We start from the raw sequence: 24,223 nt of genomic DNA, 5'->3' as shown, positions 1-24,223 counted from the left end.
CTTGTTCTTGGCTCTTCTGCCCCTCTGGTCGCTATGCTATTTTCAATAGGTTCCAGCGATGGCCTAAACTACAAAAAAGTTTAATATACCGACTAAAAGCACCAAAGCAATCCAAACTCCAGAACCAAGCCAGAGAAATTTTTTAGATTCCACCCAATTTTGTGGGGTAGCATAGACCACAGGAACCCCAACTACCAATACAAAGGACGTGAGAACTAAAGATATCAAAGCGGATTGAAATACTATGGTCATTTTTCCTTCTCTCAAACTAGCGCAAATACTAAATATAGAACATCTTGACACTCCCACAGATGGAAGCATGTGGGATTCTTGTTTCATCCAGCCAACTTACTAACAGGAGTTTCCTCACTTAAACAGAAGTTGTTCTGTCCACAAGCTTGAGATTCCGTGTGTCCCACGGTACGATTTAATTCTACAATAGTGTCTAAATCAAGTGAATAAATTGAACACCCCACCCCAAAACATCAGAACCGAGGACATTAAGATGCTCAAGGGGGATGGTTCAGCCCTCTCTACTGTAGGAAGAGAGCTAAGACCAAACATGGGGATGAACTCCCACCTGGGGAATTTCCCAGGGAGTACAGAAGGTGCAACCAAAGCCTCCCATGAGTTGGAGTAGTTCACACCAAGGACTAATGAATATGGATTTAATTCTTTGTCACACAACCGCAGACTTTGACACATTAGCTGCGGCAGTCGGACTAGCCAGCCTACGTCCAGGCAGCAAGATTGTACTAAGTGGTGGCGCACACCCACCTGTCAGAGATTTTTTAGCCCTGCACCGAAATGAGTATCCCATCATTGAGAGACGTTCAGTGAATCCCCACCAAATTCGCTCTTTGACAGTAGTGGATACACAAAGGCGACATCGCCTCGGTAAAGCTGCCGAATGGTTAAACTTACCCAATATAAAGGAAATCATAGTTTATGACCATCACTTAAGTCAAGAGTTAAATATTCCCGTCACAGAATCTCATATTGAACCAGTGGGAGCCTGTACAACATTAATGGTGGAACAATTACAAAAACAGGAAATTCCCCTGACTTTATCTCAAGCCACGGTCATGGCATTGGGCATTCATGTTGATACAGGTTCATTAACATTTGACAGTGCCACACCCAGAGATGCCTTCGCCTTAGCTTGGTTAATGGAACAAGGAGTGAGTTCATCGGTAATTTCCACCTATCTTGATCCCGGTTTATCTCCTCAACTACAGCAGCTATTAACAGTAGCACTGGAAAAATTAGAATATTTTTATTTACGCGGATATACCATTGGTTGGGTAACACTGAAAACAGATGATTTTGTGCCAGGGTTATCTAGTTTAGCTTCACAACTCGTAGAATTAACAGAATTAGACGCCTTACTATTGGCCAATGAATACACCCATAAAGAAGCTGACTCACGTTTAACAATCATCGGGCGAACGCAAATTTCCGGTATCAATCTCAACCTCTTATTTCAAATATTCGGCGGTGGTGGACATTCCCAAGCAGCATCCTTGAGTTTACGCCAAGTAGACACACAGCAAACATTACAACAACTCCTAGACGCCATCAAAGCTGCAATTCCTCATCCTCCCACAGCCAGAGACTTAATGTCCTCCCCAGTCCGCACCATTCGCCCCCAGACCACAATTGCCCAGGCACAGAGCATTTTATTACGCTATGGACACTCTGGTTTATCTGTAGTGGATGACCAAGGACAACTTGTGGGAATTATTTCCCGACGGGATATAGATATTGCTCTACACCACGGATTTAGTCATGGGCCAGTGAAAGGCTACATGACAACTAAAGTTAAAACAATCACACCAGATACCATACTGCCAGAGATTGAAACCCTTATGGTAACTTATGATATTGGACGCTTACCAGTATTAGACAACGGGCAATTAGTGGGAATTGTCACCCGTACTGATGTATTGCGGGAATTACATCAAGCTAAAGAGGAAAAAAACCGCAAAATTCAAGATTCAAAATTGAAAATCGACTTTAATACCGAGTTACAAAATCGCCTAGCCCCACAACTATGGCAACTACTTACCATAGCATCCCAAGAAGCGGAAAAACGAGGTTGGCACCTTTATTTAGTAGGTGGTGCAGTGCGAGACTTGCTGTTAGCCGAATCAGCTACAGGAACATTAATGATTACAGATCTAGACCTTGTAGTTGATGGCTTTCACCAAGCAGCAGATGTTGGTGCTGGAGTAGAACTAGCAAAAGCACTCCAAGAAATTTATTCCCAGGCGCGGTTAGAAATTCATGGTGCTTTTCAAACTGCTGCCTTACTGTGGCACAAAGACCCAGAACTAGATTCATTATGGATGGATATTGCCACCGCTAGGACAGAATTTTATCCTTACCCAGCTGCAAATCCTGAAGTTGAAGCTAGTTCCATTCGTCAAGACCTATATCGCCGTGACTTTACCATCAACGCCCTCGCCCTTCGCCTTACCTCTCCCCGTCCGGGAGAATTACTAGATTTCTTCGGCGGTTTACTAGACTTACAAGCCAAGCAAATTCGAGTTTTACACCCCAACAGCTTTATTGAAGACCCTACCCGCATTTATCGCGGTGTACGGTTTGCTGTGCGCCTTGGATTTGCCATTGAATCACAAACCCAAGAATTTATTCACTATGCCATTAACAGTGGCGTTTACCATCGCACTGCTCAAACAAATATCAAAACCCCAGGGCTACAAACCCGACTGAAAGCGGAATTAAAATACATCCTCCAAGGGACTAATTGGCAACCAGCTTTACAATTACTCAATAAGTTAGGAGCTTTGCAGTGCATCCATCCCCGACTCAATCTGGATGAATCACTTTTACATCAACTGCGATTGTTAGAACGCTGTTTACGACGATTTGACCCCCAAGAAACCCTCAGCCACTGGGAAATGCGCCTAGAAGCCTTAATTGCCCACTTAGAACCACAGTATCGCCAGAAAGTAGCTAGAAATCTGCATCTACCAGAAGATGGCATTAAACGGTTACAAAACTTGCATCAAGCCCAAACAAAGGTAGTGGAATTATTACCAACTTGTCAGCGTCCTAGTCAAATAGTGCAGTTGCTACGACAGTATGATTTACCTATGCTGATTTTAATTGCTTTACCCAGCCCCCCAGCACTGAGACGGCAAATATGCCATTACTTGAAAGATTTAGCCAATGTCCAGCCTATACTCAATGGTAATGATTTAAAAAAATTAGGCTACAAACCAGGTCCACAATATCGGCAAATTTTAGACGATTTACTCGCTGCTACCTTAGATAAAGTGATTGAAAATCCAACTGAGGCTGAGGAGTTTTTAACCAACCATTACCCCAAGTAAGCTACGTTAACAGCTAGGAGATTTTCTCTTCAAATAAGAAGACCTTCACAAAGCACATCTGTTTCACTAGGGCTGAGTTAGCGAGATTAGCGATGGCGATGATTATTTCAGAAAGTCAATCAAGAACTTTTCCTCTGGCACGATGTATAAAAATACAATTTTTTTTGAGAGTACATACGCTACTGTACAGTAATTGACCCAAACTATGATAGTTTCTTGAGCTTTGAATCTCTAGCTTCCCAGCAGAAGCGGCAAACCAGGCAAGCAAGTTATAATTCTTTTGCGGAGCAACGTAACAAAAATTTATGAGTAACCCCTTTGTACAAGCCTTTTTCCTAGGCAGAGCTGTGGCTGAAGTAATCAATGAGCGCTTAGAGGTGGCCATCACCGACGCTTTGAGCGATTTGGGCAAATTTGATGCCGAAGCAAGAGAGCAAATGCGCCAGTTCACACAAGAAGTCATAGAACGGTCAAATCGGGCAGCAGAGGCTGCGGGTCAAGGTACCTCTACTGCTGACTCTTCTAGTTCTGATGCTGTTGACTTGCAAGCAACAATCGATGAACTAAGAGCAGAAATCGCCCTCTTGCGAAATGAACTGCAACGTTATCGTAGCAGTTCTGTGTAAATTTCCTGATTATTCATGACACATTACGCTTAATAGCAAAAAGTTTAGGATTCAGAGTGTCTTTTCATCGAACTGTTTTGGTTAAAAACCAACGGTACAAAAAAAATATGGAAACAGGTTATTCAGATCAGGCATACCGTTGGAATCGGGAAAACTACTCTAGTAGAAGGCGGTTTGTTGACATTTGGTCTTTTGTCTTGACCTTAACGTTCAAGCTTTGGCGTTACAACAAATCTTGGAGTTATGCGGGTGGAATGACAGAGGCCAAGCAACTTGCAAGACGCAAAACTCAAGCCGTTTGGATTCGTAATACATTGCTGGACTTAGGGCCAACCTTTATTAAAGTCGGGCAGTTGTTTTCTACCCGTGCTGACATATTCCCCAGCGAATATGTTGAAGAACTGGCAAAGTTACAGGACAAAGTGCCGGCCTTTGGCTATGAGCAAGTAGAAGCGACAATTGAGCAAGAGCTAGGCAAAAAAATTCCCGATTTATTCCAAAGTTTTGAACCTATCCCCCTGGCGGCTGCTAGTTTAGGCCAAGTACACAAAGCTGTGCTGTACACCGGGGAAGCAGTTGTTGTCAAAGTACAACGTCCTGGACTAAAGAGGTTATTTGAAATCGATTTACAAGTTCTCAAAGGCATCACCCGCTACTTCCAAAACCACCCCCAGTGGGGACGGGGGCGAGATTGGCTAGGGATTTATGAAGAGTGTTGCCGTATTCTTTGGGAAGAAATTGATTATCTCAATGAAGGTCGTAATGCTGATACATTTCGCCGTAACTTTCGCGGCTATGACTGGGTAAAGGTCCCCAGGGTTTACTGGCGTTACGCTTCTCCTAAGGTCTTAACTTTAGAATATCTCCCCGGAATTAAAATTAGCCAATACGAAGCTTTAGAAGCCGCAGGTTTAGATCGCAAAGTCCTAGCCCGTCAAGGCGCCCAAGCTTACTTGTTGCAGTTGCTCAATAATGGCTTTTTTCATGCCGATCCCCATCCAGGCAATATTGCCGTAAGTCCTAATGGGGATTTAATCTTCTACGACTTCGGTATGATGGGGCGAATTCAATCCAATGTCCGTGAAGGATTGATGGAAACTTTGTTTGGCATTGCTCAAAAAGATGGCGATCGCGTTGTACAGTCTCTCATCAATTTAGGAGCCATCGCACCTACAGATGATATGGGACCTGTGCGCCGTTCCATCCAGTATATGCTAGACCATTTCATGGATCAGCCTTTTGAAAATCAATCTGTGGCCGCAATCAGTGACGATCTGTACGAATTAGCTTACAATCAACCATTTAGGTTTCCTGCAACCTTCACTTTCGTAATGCGAGCATTTTCTACTCTAGAAGGGGTAGGCAAAGGCTTAGATCCAGAATTTAACTTTATGGAAGTTGCCCAACCATATGCAATGCAACTCATAACAAATATGAATGGTTCCGATAATAATAGCTTTATCAATGAATTAAGTCGCCAAGCAGTTCAAGTCAGCACAACTGCATTTGGCCTCCCTCGGAGATTAGAGGATACACTAGAAAAATTAGAACGCGGAGATATGCGCGTGCGCGTCCGTTCAATAGAAACTGAGCGTCTGCTACGAAGGCAAAGCAATGTTCAAATCGGCACAAGCTACGCTCTAATTATCAGCGGATTTACTCTTTCTGCCACAATTTTATTGGTGAATAGTTATGTATGGTTAGCCGTTTTAGCCGGTTTAATTGCAGCCCTAGTCTCGGTTCTGCTGATTCGCTTGCTATCACGCCTCGACCGTTATGACCGAATGTATTAATTTTCGTCAAAAGTTATGAAACTAAAATTCGTCGGTATTACTGATCCGGGACTTGTTCGTTCTAATAACCAGGATGCTTACTATATCGACCCCCATGGACGATTTTTTATTGTTGCTGATGGTATGGGTGGTCATGCAGGAGGTGAGCAAGCAAGTCACACCGCCACGGAAGAAATTGCAGCTTTTCTGGGGTCTCACTGGGATAGTAGTGAATCAAGTCAAAAATTGCTAGAAAATGCCCTCGAAAAAGCCAATGCAGCCATCCTCAACGAGCAGCAAAAACATCCTGAAGGTGCTGATATGGGTACTACCGTGGTCGCCGTGATTTTTCGCTCACCAGATTCTCCTTGGTGCGCTCACGTTGGTGATTCTCGGCTCTATCGGTTTCGGGAGGGGAAATTACAACAAATCACCGAAGATGATACATGGGTAGCTAGGGCTATTAAAATAGGTGATATCACCGAAGAGGAAGCCCGCAATCACCCCTTCCGCCATGTATTATCCCGATGTTTAGGTAGGGAAGATTTATGTCAAGTTGAGGTGCAAGAAATTGACATCAAAACAGGCGATCGCCTACTTCTATGTAGTGATGGTTTAACTGAAGAACTGACCAATCAGAATATTGCTGCACACCTTGGTAACTTTCCCATATTGGAAAAAGCTTCTGTTTCTCTGATTGAATCCGCCAAAAACCAAGGTGGACACGATAACATTACCGTCGTCATTATCTCCGTAGAAGAAAACACTCCACCATAGTTCGGATATGCAATTTTGGATTTTAACTACTCAAAAGCCCATAGGTTCCACTGACATGAAATTGCTTTCCAACAACAACTGCGAATTTAAAGTCCAAAATTGCGAATCAACATTTTTTCACTGCATATATTCGACCATATTTTTCCTATTTATACCAAATCTTCAACAATTTGTTCAGCCTGAGCATTTTTCCTGTTGACAACTTGATACAAATACTCTTAACCTCCAAACTTACCTAACGGAGGTTAACATTACACAGTTTGATTCATTGACTTCTTCTACCCAATCATATGTGGCTAATAAAATACACCCACATTACCTGAGCCTTCCTACCCCTATATCAAAACTCCTGACAGAAGACTTGGAAACGAGTGGGAGGTAAACCTTAGCTATACATCAGTTGGTTGAACTACAAAATAACAAAACCAGAATCCTACCCATAAGGATGTGGGCAATTCGTCAAACAATTGTTATCTTTCTTAATATAGAAGTTCAATTGTACGAAGAACACTCACCCAAATTTTGTACCTTTGGGAATTGTGTAATCGACATAGATTTTAAGCGTTGTTTTTCTAGGAGTTTATTATGAACCAACCCATCCAACTATCTTTAGAACAGCAATTTAGCATCCGCTCCTTTGCTACCCAAGTACAACACATGAGCCACGACCAAGCTAAGGATTTTTTGGTCAAGCTTTATGAGCAGATGATGGTGCGGGAAGCAACCTATCAAGAGCTGCTCAAGCACCAGTGGGGCTTAGATTCAGGTTCCACTCCGGCATAGATGAGCTTGTGTGTCGCGGTGGACGACCTCCTTCTCTTGCTCGGTTCCAAGAAGGAAAGGAGCTGGGGATGCTGGGGCGTCAACTTCAACTAACAACTCACCACCAGCAATTCTAGGTTAAAGCTAAAGTTATGTACACAGCCACCCTCGCTCTTTGGTAGAATCACTGCCCATTGTTGAGCAAGTTTATATTGAGAATTTATTGGACTTTCACACAGCAACAAGGGCTCACATTCTTAACGTTAAGCCCTCTGTGGAATCGATAAACTAACCTCTGTTCCACTCTTTTCTTGAGCCTTGCAGGTTTTTCAATGAAGTTTTGCAACTCCCTGCAACTCCCACTGATAAGCATTATATTTTTTATAAATCAAACTTACAAGTAGATATATATCCTTCTTAACAAAGTTTTACATTTCTCCACACAACATCAGATGATGTGCTTTTCCTCAGTTCTTGTTAAATGAACTTCTCCCAAAGGTATTTCACGAGGTGCCCCAGTCACAGCAGGTAAGTTAGCAGCAAGGCCAAGTTGTCGCCAGTAAGCTAAAACCGCAAAGGCGATAGCCTCTTTAAAATCTGCATTCAAGCCCACTTGATCTGTAGTCAAAACTTGCACCGATGGCAACAACAACTGTAACCTTTCTTTTAAATACAGATTACGACTGCCACCACCACACAGTAACACCTGCTGAGGCATTTGGGGCAAAAAAGTTTGATAACTATGAGCAATAGAGGCAACTGTTAGTTCTGTGAGTGTGGCTAGTAGGTCAGCAGGGCTGAGTTGGTACGGTGCTGCATCTCGCAAACACTGATCCAGGTAAGCCACACCAAATAATTCACGACCCGTAGATTTAGGGGGGGGTAGATGAAAATAATCTTGCTTGAGCCATTGTTCCACTAAGGAAGCCCAAGGAACACCACTAGCTGCCCAATTCCCATTTTCATCATAGGACCTAGCACCATCAGTCAAATGTTGTACTGCCAAATCCAATAAACTATTTCCTGGTCCGGTATCCCAACCACGAATTTTTGTCAGCCATTCATCACCACGAGGGGGAATGTAAGTAACATTGCCAATTCCACCAATATTCTGAATACAACGCCCTAAAACAGAATCACTTAATAAAAAAGCATCTACCCTCGGTACAAGAGGCGCACCATGACCACCAACATTGATATCGCCCACACGAAAATTACTTACAGTTGTAATTCCCGTAAGATGAGCAATCAAAGCTCCGCGACCTAATTGCAGGCTATAACCTAGAGAGTGGGCAAAATTAAAATCCTGGAAATTTTGACCTTCTTTTAGAGGTGGTCGATGATAAACAGTTTGACCGTGGGAACCAATCAAAGTTGCAACCTCGTGACCAATTTGGATATTTTGAGCAGCTTGAGCAAAAGCAATGGCAATGGCATCATCCATTTGTGCTAATTCTGCCATGGAAATGGGAACGCCTGCCCCAATGGCCAAAATTTTTTTTCTTAATTCCGGAGTGTAGGGATAGGTTTCCCCTGCTAGGAACGAAACCTTCAAATCTAAATCACTACCAGTAATCTCTACCAAAGCAGCATCAATACCATCTACGGAAGTACCACTAATTAAACCGATAACGCGAACAGGTACGGTAACTTTTTGAATCTGAAACATTGGCAGAGATAATTTTGTGGTTGGTAACAGTTTATTCAACTTATCTTACTGTAAAAAAATAAATAGCGATTTTCCTGCAATTGAGTTCAAACTCCCCGCTGGCGACGGTAGGATGAAAAGAACAATCAATGAGCTTTCCTGGTGATGAATCTGGCTGAAACTCCCAACGACCAAAATTTTGACAATCCTTTTCTCACCCTGAACTATGAACCAGCATTGGCATCCTTGGGTGATGATTACTACGACGAAGTGATGGCGGCAGATTTTCCCCGGAATACTTTACGCTGGCGCAATGATGCACTGCTACCTCCTTTAGGACTAGACCCCCAAACAGTTAGAGACGAAGATTTTATCAATGCCTTTGGGAAATTCCAGGGACGCAAACCATTTTTAGCATTGCGTTACCACGGCTATCAGTTTGGGGAATATAATCCTCACTTGGGTGATGGTAGAGGGTTTCTCTACGGACAAGTACGTGGTACTAATGGTGAATTGTATGATTTAGGCACAAAAGGTTCTGGCAAAACACCCTACTCTCGCGGTGGTGATGGGATGCTCACACTCAAAGGCGGAGTGCGAGAAGTTCTAGCAGCAGAAGCATTACATCAATTGGGAGTACGTACCTCTCGCTGTTTGACAATGATTGAAACTGGTTTATCTCTTTGGCGTGGTGATGAACCTTCCCCCACTCGCTCATCTGTAATGGTCAGATTCAACAGTTCTCATATACGTTTTGGCACTTTTGAACGATTGCATTATTTGCAACGACCAGATTTAACCAAGAAACTTTTAGACCACGTAATTGAGAATTATTATCCTCATTTAATCCTAGAAAAAAATAAATACATTTTCTTTTATGCCGAATTAGTCCAACGCGTAGCACAACTAGCAGCCCAGTGGATGGCCGCTGGCTTTTGTCATGCAGTGCTGAATACTGACAATATGTCAATTACAGGCGAAAGTTTTGACTATGGACCTTATGCATTTATTCCTACTTATGATCCATACTTTACCGCTGCTTATTTTGACTACTATAGACGCTACTGTTATAGTCACCAACCAAGTATTTGTCAGTGGAATTTAGAAATGCTCCAGGAGCCATTAAAGGCAATTATTGACAAAACCGAAATGGAGTCAGAATTAGCAAAATTTAATCATTATTACCAAGGTAAATACCGCTCGTTAATGTTGAAAAAGTTGGGCTTTGAGGAGTTTCAGCTACCAGAAGCAAATGAACTGTTAAATTTAACTATTCAATTCTTAGAAGATAGCCAAGTTGGTTATCACCTGTTTTTCTGGGAAATAGCCCGTACTTTTGCTTCCAAATGGCGAGAAGACCCCGCCTTTGTCCTCAACGGTTCCAATATTCTCCCAATATCACCAGCAAAAATTTTCGAGAATTGGTGTCTACTGTATCATAAAATTCTCAATTCTTTTCCACCTGGACGTATGGATATAATTGCCCAAACCCTTACTCATCACAATCCCCAAACAGCATTATTAAGACCCATTATTGAATCAGTTTGGGAACCTATTGTCCAAGAAGATAATTGGCAACCTTTTCACGATTTACTCAAAAAAATTCAGTCAAAAAGATAGTATCACAAGGCTCTTGTCACTTTTTGTCTGTATGCTCATTACATATTTTCAACACTTGAAATTTATACTAATTGATTGATGATTTGCCGTCAACTAAACTCATGCTGTGATCAGGTTTAATTGAAATCACTAAATCAACGCCTTTAGGCGATTTCACCAAGGGGGTAATGAACAATTCTGGGTGTAGCGATCGCCAAAAATAATTGACAAATTCCTCAACTTGTGAATCAGACATTCCTGATTTACCAGCAGCGATCATTTGTCGTTCTGCTTGTTTACGCCATGCCATTGAACAACGATAATCAGTGGGGTATAGGACTATTAAACTGTCTAATCGTTCCCACAGTGGCAAATAATCACTCAGTCGCCGATTCATATCACGAGCAAAGTTCTTCTCTTCATCTGTGATAATTGGTGGTAGTGCATAATTAAATACGTTGGAGTCAATTGGTCGCACCCCCACAAACCATCCTTCAAACAGGACAATATCAATGTCTTTGACAATTTCTGGACTGGTGCGATCGCCTGCACCGTTGTATAGAGATTTATCAAAGCGGGGAACAATAACTGGACTTTTACCCTGACGAATTTGATCTAATACCTTTAAACCTAAATCTATATCATGGGTTCCTGGGGGTCCGCGCCAAATCAGCCTGGGGTCTTGTTGAGTTAAAACCAAGCGATGGCTATAAGTTTTATACAAGTCATCTAAAGATAAACTCAAAGTACGAAACCCTATTTCCTCCAGGATCAAACTTAGAACCTGGCACATTGTAGTTTTACCCGTACCTTGTCCACCTAAAATTCCCTGAATGAGCGGTCGTCCCAATCCTTGGCGATGTGATGCTAACTTTATACTCAGTGGTAGCCACAGGTCTGAGAACACCGCCAAAATTTGTTCTGGTGGTTTATTCAGGTTAGTTTGACATAATCGGTTAAAATTTGCCAGGATAGGGTTGAGTAAACCTGCTTTTGTTGTATCCGCATCACTAGCCCAAGAATCCATAATTATGAACCAAGTTTAAAGGATTCGACAAACATACTATAGATAAAACCGACTTTGAGAACATTTAGCGATTCGATCAAAAGCACTTGCTTAGACAACAACCTCCGACCATAAAATACTCTGCTAGTCACCTCTGTCAATACAACTAAAATGCCGGCCATCACAATATCTAACAGACCTCTTTGTCCAGCTATAGTGGAAATTGCTGTTCCCAGAAAAAAACCAAAAAAGAAACTAATCAACAGTAACGATAAACGTCGCCAAGGATTTAAAAACCATTGCCCCAAACGGATAGCAATGGAATCGAATAAGTTAGTGAGACGAGTGTTTTGCATTAATTACCTAGGTACTTTTGCGAAATGGTAACATTTTGCCAGTTTTCATCCTAACAAGACTATGTTTGAGATCAAAGCAGCAACTTGACATTCTGAATGGTAGGCAAATTGAGACGCAAAAAAAAGGTGAAATTCCCCTCTTGTTAGTTAAACTGACTAAAAAATATTAATATATATACAGGAATTTCCCCAGTCATGCCCAGAACATAAGGAAAAACACCCTGTTACTCACACTACATCATTCTCAAAAGCTGCTGTTTGCGTTTCTACAAACGGATTTATAGCTTTCGTATAATATTTTACATTTTTCCTTGATTATCATTCTTGTTAACAAGAACAAGCTTTTTTATCTATTTTTTACTTGACAATTAATGTAATTATTTATGCCGAACTGCTCTGCTAAACATGGTACTTCCTATACATTGCATCTTCTGAGGCTACAAGAAGCTAGAATCAGCCACTAGCAAAATATCGAGTTAACATTCAAATAACAGGCTAATATTTGGTTAAGCCTAGGCAAAATAAAATATTATTGCTAACCATTATCAATATGAAATCTAAACTATATCGTAACGCTGCTATTACAGTTTGTGCTTTGGGGTTGCTTGGGTTAATGATAGGATGCTGGGAGATAAGTGTATCTTTTGAGTCAGTAGATTCCGATACATCTTTGCCAGTGAGTTCTGATACATTAAATCCGGATGCAACTTCTGCACCACCACTCCCAGATCAAACACTTCCTTCTACTGACTTAATTCCAGCAAATAACCAAACCAATAAAATTGGAATCAATGACACTCACATTTTGACACAGGGTCAACACTCAAATGCTGATGCCCAGAGTCAGAGAACTTTACGAATCAGTAATCAAACAGATCAGCCTGTGCGCCTGGCCTTACTAGCACGACAACCCCGGGTGAAAAACCCCGGCACTCAAACTAATTATCATCTTCCGGCTCATTGGGATTTTGATCCCCAAGAAGGTAGTGAAAAAGGGTTGATTTTATCCTTGCCTGATGGAAATCTCAAACTGGAAAATGGAGATATTATAGTTGCCTTCGCACAAGACGGTTCTCGGCGTTACTGGGGCCCATATGTTGTTGGGGAAACCTCTTTGCCTCAATGGAACAGCGAAAATCAAGAATGGTTATTGGTACTGAGTCCTTGACGAAAGGGACAATTAATAAATTTCCCATTCTTGATAGCAGAACAAAATATAGTCAGTCAACGACTATTCACTAGTTATGACTGTTAACTGATAACTAATGACCCATGAGGATAAAACTGAGTGTTTCTGGTATTGTTAACCACTGGTACCACAATCTAGCGAAAAGTCCGGTTTTTGCCGTAAGTATACTAATTCTGATTAGTTGGCTGGCTTATGGGTGGAATTTGGGCAGTGTGGGTTTGATTGATGAAACAGAACCATTATTTGCTGAAGCTTCCCGGCAAATGTTGGTAACAGGTGATTGGATCACTCCGGTTTTTAACGGCGCAACTCGTTTTGATAAACCAGCTTTAATTTACTGGTGTCAAGCCATGGCCTACTCAATTATCGGAGTGAACGAATGGTCGGTGCGCTTACCTTCAGCCATCGCATCTGCGGGAATCATTGGTTTAACTTTTTACAGTGTACACTGGTATTGTGCTCAAAAAAACCAATCAGAACAACTGGCACACCCCGCTCAAGGCAACTTAACAGCTTTAGTTGCAGGGGCTATGCTAGCACTCAATCCTGAGATGATTGTCTGGGGAAGAATCGGTGTCTCTGACATGATGCTGACCGGGTGCATCGCATCAGCGTTATTATGTTTTTTTCTGGGCTATGCAGGTAAGAATGAACAAAAGCCAGAATCTTTTTCGTCCCCATTCCCCAACAAGTGGTATTTAGCTTGTTATGTACTAATTGCTGGAGGGATTTTAACCAAAGGGCCTGTAGGACTTGTTTTGCCCATACTCATTATCGGCGCATTTATCATTTATGTCGGCAAGCTCCGAGAAGTACTAAAAGAAATGCGTATCCTCACGGGTATGCTGATTGTTTTCGCTTTATCAGCCCCCTGGTATATCCTAGTAACTTGGCGTAATGGTTGGAATTATATTGATTCTTTTTTTGGCTATCACAATATCGAACGTTTCACAGAAGTAGTTAATGGTCACTCAGCCCCTTGGTATTTCTATTTTGTAGTAATTCTCCTCGGTTTTGCCCCCTACTCTGTGTATTTACCCCTAGCAATAGCTAAACAGAAAATTTGCCAGCCATCGCACTGGATATCCCAAACACGCTCTCAACAATTTAGTTTATTTGCCTGCATCTGGTTAATTAGCATCTTTGGCTTTTTCAGCATTGCAATCACGAAGCTTCCCAGCTATGTACTACCTTTAATGCCAGCAGCAGCTATTTTAGTAGCGCTGTTATGGAGCGACTTTTTCGGCCCCAACAACCAAGATAAATCCTCTGTGTCCTTTTCTTTCAAACTCAGTGCTTGGATAAATGTCATCCTTGCCACAGTACTAGCAGCAGCACTATTTCACATTATTCACCTCATCAATAATAATTCAGTTGCACCCGACTTTCCGGCACTGATTCAAAAAGCAGGCTTACCAACACTAGGGGGATTAATTTGGTTCTTGGGTGCGCTAATCATGGCCGCCTTGATTATTAATCGCCGTTGGCAAAATATTATCAATGTCAATTTACTATTATTTACACTATTTTTAATAATTGTCTTAATGCCAGCTTTATTTTTGATGGATCAGCAACGTCAACAACCCTTAAGAGAATTATCTGCTCTCATAGTCAAAGCAAAACAACCAGACGAAGAATTAGTTATGGTAGGTTTCAAAAAACCGAGCGTAGTCTTTTACACCCAACAACAAGTAAATTATATTAAACTCACCAAAGATGCTGTAGAGCACATTAAAAATCTTACTTTTCAGCCAACACAGCCAGCGTCAATACTTATCCTCGCTGAACCCAAAGCCTTTGTAAAAATGGACTTACAGCCCGATACATACGACATCTTATACACAAAAAAAACTTATCAGTTAATTCGAGTTTCCTGGAAAAAAATCAACAAATTGGTTTGATACAGACGTGATTATTTTTTTCTGGGCTTCAATTTCGCTATTTTTAACACTCTTAAATGTTGCATCTTCAATTTTTTAACTAAATTCTCCAGGCCTTCTTACACCCAAAGCTTGATTGATCTGAGTCAATAAATCCTCCATTGATATAGAACGAGGCAAAATCTGAGCATTAGTTTCCTCTGTTTTCCTCACCGAGACACTACCCGGTAAGGGACGGGATTTCCCCAAAGCTTGACGAGACCCTATGCTCAACACAAACTGCGCCAACTCACTCATAACATTTTCCACTGGAGAACCCTCCGACAGAGAACAAGTCACAGTGTGATTTAATTTCTCATCAATTACCAAGATTGGGGGCAAATCCTCAGGTAAATCCGCCAAAACCTTCAATTTCCCTAGCACCTCCTGATCCACAGAAGAATCTCCCAAACAAATCAGCAGTAAATCAACACTTTGGTGACGAATTTGTTGTAACACCTCAGTCCAACAACGCCCCATTGCAGCTTTTAAACCAGCAGTCTGTAAATACTGAATTAAAGCCTGGAACCACTCAGACCCCCGCTCAGTAATCTCATTATTCAGGGAAGATTGTTTTACCGTCGCATCTTTCACCTTTTTGAACCGCGTCCGTGGCAAATCATCCAGCATCGTCAAATCCACCACAAGGATACTTGGTGGGCAACAAACACCAGAAGCAATTTGCAACACAGATAACAAAGGATCTGTTTGCTGGGTCAAGTTTTTTTCCTCTCTAGAGAGAGATGTTAAATAAGGAAACACTGACAAACCAGATATTTGGGAAGCCGCTAAAGTAGTTGCTACATCGCAAGTCACCAATGGAATATTAGCCAATGTGGGATGTTGAATTAACTGTTCTAGATAAGTTTGAGCAACAGAACCTTTCGCATCTAATAAAATTACATCAAACTTCCAAACCCGTGCTAAAAGTTCAGCCTGATCTAAATCATCTACCTCTATTACCCGATGTTCTCGCAGGGAAGGATGGGGGTCAATTGACTGTAAATTATGTTCTACCAACCTCAAAATTCGCAGTGGAGTTCTAGTTACTGTGATGTGCTGATTTTCTAACCCCGAGTGCCCAATTGCTAGTTGAGTAACTAAGTTTTCTAACAATGGTACTAAATCCTGGTGCTTAACTGGCAAATTGAGAAAACCATCAGACCCATAAGCAAATGCTTGATCTTTTTCAGCCCCCGTCGCTGTCACCATCACAGGAATGTGCCTAGTAGCAGCATCAGATTTCAATAAAGTCAACACATCCCAACCCGAAAGTAAAGGTAATAGTGGATTTAAGAAGATAGCTTTTGGTTGCAAGCGTCGGGCTTTTTCTACTGCTTCTGTTCCCGAACGAGCAATCACCACCCGATAACCTAAACCCTTGAGCTGATCAGTTAAATCTTCGATATATCCAGCCACAGCTTCCACCACCAGGACTAACCTTTGTGAGCTAGTAGGTTGATGTTGGGCAATTGTCGTCATGGGGCTACGTGCTGAACTTGTAACCTCTCGTGTTTCAGAAACTGGGATTTTACCATCTGCTCTCATTCCCATATCAGTACTTGTTAAACCAGTGGGCGGTGGACTTGGTGGTAGCAGTAACGTAAATTGGCTACCCTTGCCTTCACGAGATAAAAAGCTAACATCACCTCCATGAAGACGAGCCAAAGCCCTAGTTAACACCAACCCCAAACCAGTTCCTTCAAATTGCCGCGTCAGGGGATTTTCCAACTGTTGAAATTTTTGGAAAATTAAATGTTGCTGATGTTCAGGAATGCCAATACCTGTATCCCACACTGTAAAGGCAACCCAACCTTCCCAACGACTAACCCGCAAACCAATTTCCCCAGAGTTTTCTGTGAACTTAAAGGCATTGGACAGTAAGTGTACTAACATCTGACGCAAGCGCAATTCATCCGCCACCATCTGGTCTAAGCCTGGCTCAACAAAGAGGGTAAAATCAGGAATAGCATTTTCTGTTGGGTTTGCTGAAGCGGAAGCCTTGGTAGTTTGAGTGTGGATTGCTTTTGCTTCCGCCAGGGCGCGATCGCACACCGTCCGAATTTTCACAGGTACCAGGGCTAAATCCATCTGTCCTGTTTCCATCCGAGTCAAATCTAAAATATCATTGACCACACTCATTAAATGCCTTCCGCTTTGGTGAATTAGTCCTGCATAACGGGCTTGGCGCTCGTTGAGTGTACCCAACTGCTGATCCACCAGCAACCTTGATAGTCCCAAAACAGCAGTTAGGGGGGTTTTCAGTTCATGACTGATACAAGCTAAAAATTCATCCTTTAATCGATTTAGTTGAATCAAATCAGCATTTTTCGCCGCTAGTTCTTTACATATCTGCTGCTGTTCCGTAACATCAGTGGCTAATACTAACCATAGGTCATGATTTTGTTCTGTCTTGAGATTTTCCCCAGTTTGCTCAAAGGTAAATTCTCCAGCCAATATTTCCCGCAACAGTAGTTCTGACTTCTGATTATCCAAGGAAATCTTGGCAAATTGCCAAATTCGCTCCTGACCACTTTGCACCTCCACAACACAAGTACAAGTACCCATCTGACTATCCAAAAAGCAGCGATTGGATGTAGCCGTTGTGGCTATTGGCTGTTTATATACATTGTCCATTGGCGGTGGAGAAGATATTCTTGGGGGCAGGCCTAACTTAGACCGTAGTGGTATAGATTGCCCCTGGCGGGCATTACCCCCCTCACCATGAGAATAAAATCTACTTCCTTGTTGGCTGGCGTATTCTGTAGCCGTTTTCGTCTGGGCTGAGGCCAGTATTGCTTCTACTTGTTGTCGGATGGCCTCTGGATCTTTCAATGCTCCTAATTGCTGCCACCAAGCCGGATTTTTTGCTACCACTTCACCTGTTCCAGTTTGCAGCATTAACGGCCAAGGCAATAATTCCAATAACTGCACCAGTGATTTCTGTGCTGGTTGACGTTGATTTATTCTTTGGGATTCCCCGGTACTGTTAGAAGGACATCGCCCCATGCCTAATAAGTCAATTTGCCTGTGAGTTTTGGCTCTTTTTCTGGAAGTGTTAAGATTATCTGGGGAAATATTTTTAGCCGTTCTCTTGACAGCCGGAGAGTATCTATTTTTCCTAGTATTGATTGCCAATTTTTCCTTAGCCAAGGCTCTTAACAGACTTGCGCTGTTAAGCAATCCCAGGAATTTGCCATCTGCATCAATCAGCGCCCACTCTAAGTTATTGTTCCTTAGAATCTGATGTTCAGATCCGCTAAATTCCAATTGGTAACGTAAAAGTAACTCTAATTGCTCTACACAATAACTTGCAGGTAATGTCTTGAGTGGTTCTATGATGCTTTGATCCCACTTGGACAGCGGCTGGTGCCAATCCAACATTTCATGACCACTGGATGCTACCAATAGTTTTTGTGTTAAGCGAGCAGATTGCACCAATCCCAAAGGGCACTGTTGCTGATTTACTATCACCAAGCGATCGCACTGTTCTTGCTCAAATATCCCCAGCACTATAGCCAGGGTACTTGTTTCTACGCAGTTGGGTACGGTTGCGAGAAAGTCATAAAGCGGGTACTGTAGCATTGACATAAGGAATCTTAGGGGTCATTCTTCTTTGTGGAAGCTTGCAGGTTCACCATCAGCACTTCAGCAAATACTGTTCCACCAGCAAACAAATATTCTTTGAGAAGACTCATTTCAGCGATTCTTGTTACAGCCACAACGCCATTGAAACAATGAGTTTGCCGTTTGAATGCACTCACGGCCATATTTTTATTGGACAGGAGTTATGGCGCTCACTCGTTGCCTATGCCGCTGGTACTTTTAGGGAAGTGTCCTTGTCAGTCCCTGACTGCTGTGGAAACTTCTTTTCCAGCGTGACAACTAAAACAATTATGGGGTCAAAGATTCGCTAATAAACCTTGAGGAATTATAATGATTTAGAACGAGACGATACTTTAAGTTAATTTAAGTATCTTATCAAGGAGTGAAGTCAAGGGATCTATGTCTGGGGAAATATACATACGTGAATCATTAATTAAATAATGTACCTTCATTGACAACAGAGGCTCAATCCACAAGCTACTAAGTGCTAGCACTTATCCAAGTGTATCTCGCTGTTGTACAACCAGACATGCACTGAAAAGGAAAGTTACCAATCTAATACACAACTACACATAAACCTTAAAAGTGTTATCTACATCTAATGATATAGATACTCCACCAATATGGGTCAGGGTGATTAACTTCAGACATACAAGTATACATATGTTACTGATCATATTGGTTTTTCCAGCCAGTCTCCCCCATTGAGACCCTCAGGCTAAACAAATTACCCAACTAAGTTTCAATCATTACACCACCGAGCAATTGAGCTGATGGCCAATAATCACCACTACCACTGCTAGAATTTACTACCTACTGACGTGGGGGCAACAATATCTTAATAAAAATTTCACTAGTCAATCTTTTTATGTACTTCCATGACAGACACAAAAACCACAGCAGTTCTTTCAGCAGATGACTCAAGTTGATCGGCAGGCATTGTTACAACAGCTTAAAGCAGATTATCGCCGCATTCTTATAAATTACTTTACTGCAGACAAAACTCTGAAAGATGAAATTGATAAATTTATCAAAGCAGTATTTTATGCTAATATTCCTGTGCCTCAAATTATAGAATTTCATATGGAACTAATTGAAGACTTTTCCATACAGCTAAGATTAGAAGGCAGGAGTGATGAAGCACTGCTTGATTACCGCCTAACACTCATAGATATACTAGCGCACTTGTGTGAACTGTATAGATGTTCACTTTATAAATAAACGAAATTCATAATAATGAATCAACCCAGAAAAACTTATGTCCTCAAGCTTTATGTAGCAGGGAATACACCTAATTCCGTAAGAGCATTAAAAATACTTAGAAATATTTTAGAACAGGAATTTCAAGGTGTCTATGCTTTGAAAGTAATTGATGTGCTGAAAAACCCACAGCTAGCCGAAGAAGATAAAATATTAGCTACGCCAACATTATCTAAAATTTTGCCTCCACCCGTCCGCAAAATAATTGGTGACCTATCAGACAGAGAAAGAGTTTTGATTGGATTAGATTTACTTTATGAAGAACTAAGTGAAGAATATTGGGAAGAGTAAAAAAAATCTTTAATCATACAAATTTGATAACAAATTACCAAGTTTAGTTTAGTAATATAAAAACCGGGTTTAATACCCATTTGTTAACAAACAATGAGCGAAAAAGACCAAGCAGCGCCAAACAACACCCTGATTACTGGGGTAGAAAAAATTCGCACGATGATAGAGGGCTTTGACGATATTAGCCACGGAGGTTTGCCTATTGGTAGAACTACCTTAGTTAGTGGTACATCCGGCACAGGCAAAACTTTATTATCCCTGCAATTTCTCTATAACGGTATTACCCGTTTTGATGAACCCGGTGTATTTGTTACCTTTGAAGAATCCCCCAGCGACATTATTAAAAACGCCCAAATTTTCGGGTGGAATTTACAACGCCTCATTGATGAAGGAAAGTTATTTATTCTTGATGCTTCACCAGATCCCGAAGGTCAAGATATTGTTGGTAACTTTGATCTGTCTGCACTCATTGAACGTTTGCAATATGCAATTCGCAAATATAAAGCCCAAAGAGTATCCATTGACTCAATTACAGCAGTCTTTCAGCAGTATGAAGCCATGGGAGTGGTGCGGCGAGAGATTTTCCGCCTTGTTGCCCGTCTGAAGCAACTACACGTCACAACTATCATCACCACTGAACGTAGTGAAGAATACGGGGCTGTTGCTTCCTTTGGGGTAGAAGAATTTGTTTCCGATAACGTGGTAATTGTACGTAATGTTTTAGAAGGAGAACGTCGCCGGCGCACAATTGAAATTCTCAAATTGCGTGGTACAACTCATATGAAAGGCGAGTATCCTTTTACAATTACTAATGAAGGAGTCAATATTTTTCCTTTGGGAGCAATGCGCTTGACCCAAAGATCTTCTAATGTCAGAGTATCATCTGGAGTCAAAACCCTCGATGAAATGTGCGGGGGTGGTTTCTTTAAAGATTCTATTATTTTGGCAACAGGAGCCACGGGTACTGGTAAAACTTTACTAGTCAGTAAATTTCTACAAGACGGGTGCATAAATGGTGAACAAGCAATATTATTTGCTTATGAAGAATCACGGGCTCAACTGTCTCGTAATGCCTATTCTTGGGGAATTGATTTTGAAGAATTAGAACGTCAAGGATTACTCAAAATAATTTGCACTTATCCTGAATCAACTGGTTTGGAAGACCACTTGCAAATTATTAAATCAGAAATTGCAATTTTTAAGCCCTCCCGCATTGCCATTGACTCGCTTTCAGCACTAGCTAGAGGAGTGAGTAATAATGCCTTCCGTCAGTTTGTCATTGGTGTTACTGGTTATGCCAAGCAAGAAGAAATAACTGGTTTTTTTACCAACACAACTGACCAATTTATGGGATCACATTCCATTACTGACTCCCATATTTCTACAATTACTGACACAATTTTGATGTTACAGTACGTAGAAATTCGTGGTGAAATGTCACGGGCAATTAATGTATTTAAAATGCGGGGTTCCTGGCACGACAAGGGTATCCGCGAGTATAATATCACTGCTGACGGCCCAGAAATTAAAGATTCTTTCCGTCACTACGAAAGAATTATTAGTGGTTCGCCTACTCGCGTTAGTATCGATGAGAAGGCGGAACTATCGCGCATAGTCCGCCGTTTTGATAACAAAGCAAGTTCTGATTCTTAAATTTACTGTCATGGTATATTCATTTTTAAATTGAGGATCATGCTATATTCTGTGGATAAGAGGGGTTTTCTGCCGCTAGTATTGATTTTTGTGTGAGGGGATGCGGTGAAAGGACAATACTTATTCTATAGTTTCCTACCTAGTGTCACAGCAGCAGTATTAACAACCCAGCCTGGATTAGCTGGGATAGCAACTGGTGTAAAACTTGGGTCTTCTCCTAGTGTCTTGACTTATAGTGATAGTCCAACTTCAGTAGCAGACAATATTGATACCCAACTGCCTATTACTAAGACACAGATTTTTCCAGATATAGTACCCGAATCTGGGTTAACTACATTTGATTTGCAGTCTTCAATGAGTAAGAGTAACCCAGTTATCTTGACAAAAACTACTGTCATACCCATAGAAGAAGATTCGCAAAAAGATGAAGGTAAATTTCCCAGTTTCACACATTGGTTAAATCCTGACCCAAATAACCATCAACAACAAACTGAAATTGCAAGTTATGAGCAGCAATTACAAACAACTGGTAATTTAAATGTTACCTCCAAACCAAATGTTTACCTGTCTAGTTTACCTTCGTCAGCAACTTATGCCACAAAGGCAAAAACTCAGTCATTGAATTTAAAAACTGAGTTCCAGGGTAATACAGCCGCTGGGTTGTTGTCCGTGGCTAGTTGCTCCCAGAACGGGGAGTTAAATAATATATCAATTTCTTCGTCTACAACTGCTAGTAAGTGCCCGTCTCAACATCTAAGTTATCCCAATACTGCCAACATCACCTCAGCCTTGGGAAATACTGGTTCGGATTTAATTCTTTTGCCACCAGAAACTAACAACATTGCACCTGCTAGTACTGCTCAAATTCCCACGCAAATAGAAGGTGTAAGATTTATGCCGACTAGTAGTGTGGAAATTCCTGGTCATCTCATCCCTAGTGCCAATCCTTTGCAATTTCCTACCAAACCAGAGGAAGTGAGATTGGAAGGTAATCAGCCCATTACCTTGGTACAAGCCCTAGAACTGGCAAAGCGGAACAATCGTGATTTACAGGTGTCTTTATTGCAGCTAGAACGGGCTCAAGCCGCTCTGGGTGAGGCTCAAGCTGCTTTATTGCCTAATGTTGGTCTGAGTGCTGATATTACTCGCAGTCGTTCCGCTGCACAACAGCTACAGTTAGAACAACAAGCACGACAGTCACCTTTACCAGTACCAGCAGCTGAAACCACAACGGCTTTTAGCGGTCAAGCTCAATTGACATATGATCTTTTTACTTCCGGCAGACGACGAGCTAACATCAGACAAGCAGAGGAACAGGTACGCTTAAATGAGTTGGCAGTGGAAGCCCAATCTGAGGAAATTCGCCTCAATGTCGCCACGGAATACTACGACTTGCAACAAGCAGACGAACGAGTACGCATTGCCCAATCTGCTGTGCAAAATGCCCAGGCTAGTTTACGAGATGCACAAGCTTTAGAAAGGGCGGGAGTTGGTACGCGATTTGATGTCTTGCAATCCCAAGTAAATTTGGCTAATTCTCAGCAAGAACTCACTAATGCCTTCTCTCAACAGCAAGTTGCCCGTCGTCGTCTATCGACTCGGTTAAGTTTGCCACAATCAGTAAACATTAGTGCAGCAGACCCTGTGCAATTAGCAGGTTTATGGAGTCAAGACCTAGACAGCAGCATTATTTTAGCATTTCAAAATCGTCCGGAACTACAACAGCAGTTGGCACAGCGTAATATCAGTGAACAGCAGCGGCGACAAGCACTTTCAGCCCTAGGACCTCAAGTTAGCTTGATTGCAAGTTATAACTTGCTGGATCAATTTGATGATGGTGTGAGTGTCACTGACGGTTACTCTGTGGGCGTCAGGGCTACTTTGAACTTGTACGATGGAGGAGCCGCTAAAGCCAGTGCAGCCCAGGCAAAAGCTAATGTGGCCATCGCAGAAACTGAATTTAGTGAACAACGCAACCAAATTCGTTTTCAGGTAGAACAGGCTTTTTCTACCCAGAAAGCTAACTTAGAAAATGTTCAAACTGCCAATACTGCCTTAGAACAGGCTAGGGAAGCTCTTCGTTTGGCTCGTTTACGATTCCAAGCGGGTGTAGGTACTCAAACTGATGTCATTAATTCCGAGAACGACTTGACAAGAGCCGAAGGTAATCGCATTACGGCTATCTTAGATTACAATCGCGCTTTGGCTCAGTTACAACGAGCCGTTACTTCTAGGGGATTAGCTCAGTAAATTCGTCACAAAACTTGTTCTATTTTGATTTCCAGCCCCCGGATTTATCTGTGGGGCTTTCAGTTGCTTTGGCACTCCCCAGGGTGAAGCAAGTGCCGAAAGTTCTTTTATAAACTCTTCACAACCGGTAAGCTTAATGACCATGACTCC

17 protein-coding genes and 1 pseudogene are annotated in these 24,223 nt (G+C 41.8%); 12 read left to right on the top strand and 6 right to left on the bottom strand.

Annotation, left to right across the window (positions count from 1 at the left end):
• Positions 1-63 precede the first annotated feature (63 nt).
• Entirely contained in the window at positions 64-252 is a 189-nt protein-coding gene (psbZ, locus tag NWP25_RS06570) for a photosystem II reaction center protein PsbZ (protein ID WP_280651489.1), read from the bottom strand.
• 410 nt (positions 253-662) lie between these two features.
• Here psbZ and NWP25_RS06565 point away from each other — a divergent pair, with 410 nt between their 5' ends.
• The 5 genes from NWP25_RS06565 (at position 663) to NWP25_RS06545 (ending at position 7,317) form a co-directional block, all read left to right on the top strand.
• The gene (locus NWP25_RS06565) at positions 663-3,359 is read left to right on the top strand and encodes a CBS domain-containing protein (protein ID WP_280699077.1); all 2,697 of its coding nucleotides are present in this window, start codon (positions 663-665) and stop codon (positions 3,357-3,359) included.
• Between the two features lie 305 nt (positions 3,360-3,664).
• Positions 3,665-3,985 (top strand): DUF6825 family protein, encoded by a 321-nt coding sequence (locus tag NWP25_RS06560; protein WP_280651490.1) that lies wholly within the window; start codon positions 3,665-3,667, stop codon positions 3,983-3,985.
• Between the two features lie 107 nt (positions 3,986-4,092).
• Positions 4,093-5,778 carry an ABC1 kinase family protein gene (locus NWP25_RS06555; RefSeq protein WP_280651491.1) on the top strand — a complete coding sequence of 562 codons (1,686 nt, stop codon included), beginning with the start codon at positions 4,093-4,095 and terminating at the stop codon, positions 5,776-5,778.
• A gap of 15 nt (positions 5,779-5,793) precedes the next feature.
• Complete coding sequence (locus tag NWP25_RS06550; protein WP_280692328.1) at positions 5,794-6,534, top strand: Stp1/IreP family PP2C-type Ser/Thr phosphatase; 741 nt, start codon at positions 5,794-5,796, stop codon at positions 6,532-6,534.
• Between the two features lie 585 nt (positions 6,535-7,119).
• A complete protein-coding gene (locus NWP25_RS06545) occupies positions 7,120-7,317 on the top strand; it encodes an NblA/ycf18 family protein (protein WP_280651493.1) in 198 nt (65 codons plus the stop codon).
• Between the two features lie 427 nt (positions 7,318-7,744).
• Here the strand turns inward: NWP25_RS06545 and NWP25_RS06540 are convergent, their stop codons facing one another.
• Positions 7,745-8,965, bottom strand: coding sequence for an anhydro-N-acetylmuramic acid kinase (locus NWP25_RS06540; protein ID WP_280651494.1), 1,221 nt, complete (start codon positions 8,963-8,965; stop codon positions 7,745-7,747).
• Between the two features lie 144 nt (positions 8,966-9,109).
• Here NWP25_RS06540 and NWP25_RS06535 point away from each other — a divergent pair, with 144 nt between their 5' ends.
• The gene (locus NWP25_RS06535) at positions 9,110-10,564 is read left to right on the top strand and encodes a protein adenylyltransferase SelO family protein (RefSeq protein WP_280699044.1); all 1,455 of its coding nucleotides are present in this window, start codon (positions 9,110-9,112) and stop codon (positions 10,562-10,564) included.
• 67 nt (positions 10,565-10,631) lie between these two features.
• Here the strand turns inward: NWP25_RS06535 and NWP25_RS06530 are convergent, their stop codons facing one another.
• Both NWP25_RS06530 and NWP25_RS06525 read right to left on the bottom strand, forming a co-directional pair.
• Positions 10,632-11,570: a glycerate kinase gene (locus NWP25_RS06530; protein WP_280699042.1), complete on the bottom strand. Its 939-nt coding sequence runs from the start codon at positions 11,568-11,570 to the stop codon at positions 10,632-10,634.
• A gap of 2 nt (positions 11,571-11,572) precedes the next feature.
• Entirely contained in the window at positions 11,573-11,905 is a 333-nt protein-coding gene (locus NWP25_RS06525) for a DUF565 domain-containing protein (RefSeq protein WP_280651497.1), read from the bottom strand.
• Between the two features lie 550 nt (positions 11,906-12,455).
• Here NWP25_RS06525 and NWP25_RS06520 point away from each other — a divergent pair.
• Positions 12,456-13,073 (top strand): hypothetical protein, encoded by a 618-nt coding sequence (locus NWP25_RS06520; protein WP_280651498.1) that lies wholly within the window; start codon positions 12,456-12,458, stop codon positions 13,071-13,073.
• A gap of 104 nt (positions 13,074-13,177) precedes the next feature.
• A complete protein-coding gene (locus NWP25_RS06515) occupies positions 13,178-14,995 on the top strand; it encodes an ArnT family glycosyltransferase (RefSeq protein ID WP_280699040.1) in 1,818 nt (605 codons plus the stop codon).
• Between the two features lie 75 nt (positions 14,996-15,070).
• On the opposite strand, the gene NWP25_RS06510 is transcribed toward NWP25_RS06515, so the two are convergent.
• Both NWP25_RS06510 and NWP25_RS06505 read right to left on the bottom strand, forming a co-directional pair.
• Complete coding sequence (locus NWP25_RS06510; protein ID WP_280699038.1) at positions 15,071-18,604, bottom strand: ATP-binding response regulator; 3,534 nt, start codon at positions 18,602-18,604, stop codon at positions 15,071-15,073.
• A gap of 8 nt (positions 18,605-18,612) precedes the next feature.
• Positions 18,613-18,777 carry a hypothetical protein gene (locus NWP25_RS06505; protein ID WP_280651501.1) on the bottom strand — a complete coding sequence of 55 codons (165 nt, stop codon included), beginning with the start codon at positions 18,775-18,777 and terminating at the stop codon, positions 18,613-18,615.
• 742 nt (positions 18,778-19,519) lie between these two features.
• Here NWP25_RS06505 and NWP25_RS18510 point away from each other — a divergent pair.
• The 4 genes and pseudogenes from NWP25_RS18510 to NWP25_RS06485 all read left to right on the top strand — a co-directional run.
• A pseudogene (locus NWP25_RS18510) lies at positions 19,520-19,840 on the top strand (circadian clock protein KaiA); the annotation flags it as partial.
• Positions 19,841-19,855: 15 nt separating this feature from the next.
• Positions 19,856-20,170 carry a circadian clock protein KaiB gene (kaiB, locus tag NWP25_RS06495; protein WP_280651502.1) on the top strand — a complete coding sequence of 105 codons (315 nt, stop codon included), beginning with the start codon at positions 19,856-19,858 and terminating at the stop codon, positions 20,168-20,170.
• Positions 20,171-20,263: 93 nt separating this feature from the next.
• Positions 20,264-21,823: a circadian clock protein KaiC gene (gene kaiC / locus NWP25_RS06490; protein WP_280651503.1), complete on the top strand. Its 1,560-nt coding sequence runs from the start codon at positions 20,264-20,266 to the stop codon at positions 21,821-21,823.
• Positions 21,824-21,928: 105 nt separating this feature from the next.
• On the top strand, positions 21,929-24,073 hold the full coding sequence (locus tag NWP25_RS06485; protein WP_280651504.1) for a TolC family protein: 2,145 nt from the start codon (positions 21,929-21,931) through the stop codon (positions 24,071-24,073).
• The last annotated feature ends 150 nt before the right edge of the window (positions 24,074-24,223 follow it).

The organism is Umezakia ovalisporum Ak1311 (assembly GCF_029891685.1).
GTDB classification, from domain to species: Bacteria; Cyanobacteriota; Cyanobacteriia; order Cyanobacteriales; family Nostocaceae; genus Umezakia; species Umezakia ovalisporum.
The sequence above is the reverse complement of the archived record's forward strand: the minus strand, read 5'-3'. Positions and strand labels throughout refer to the sequence as shown.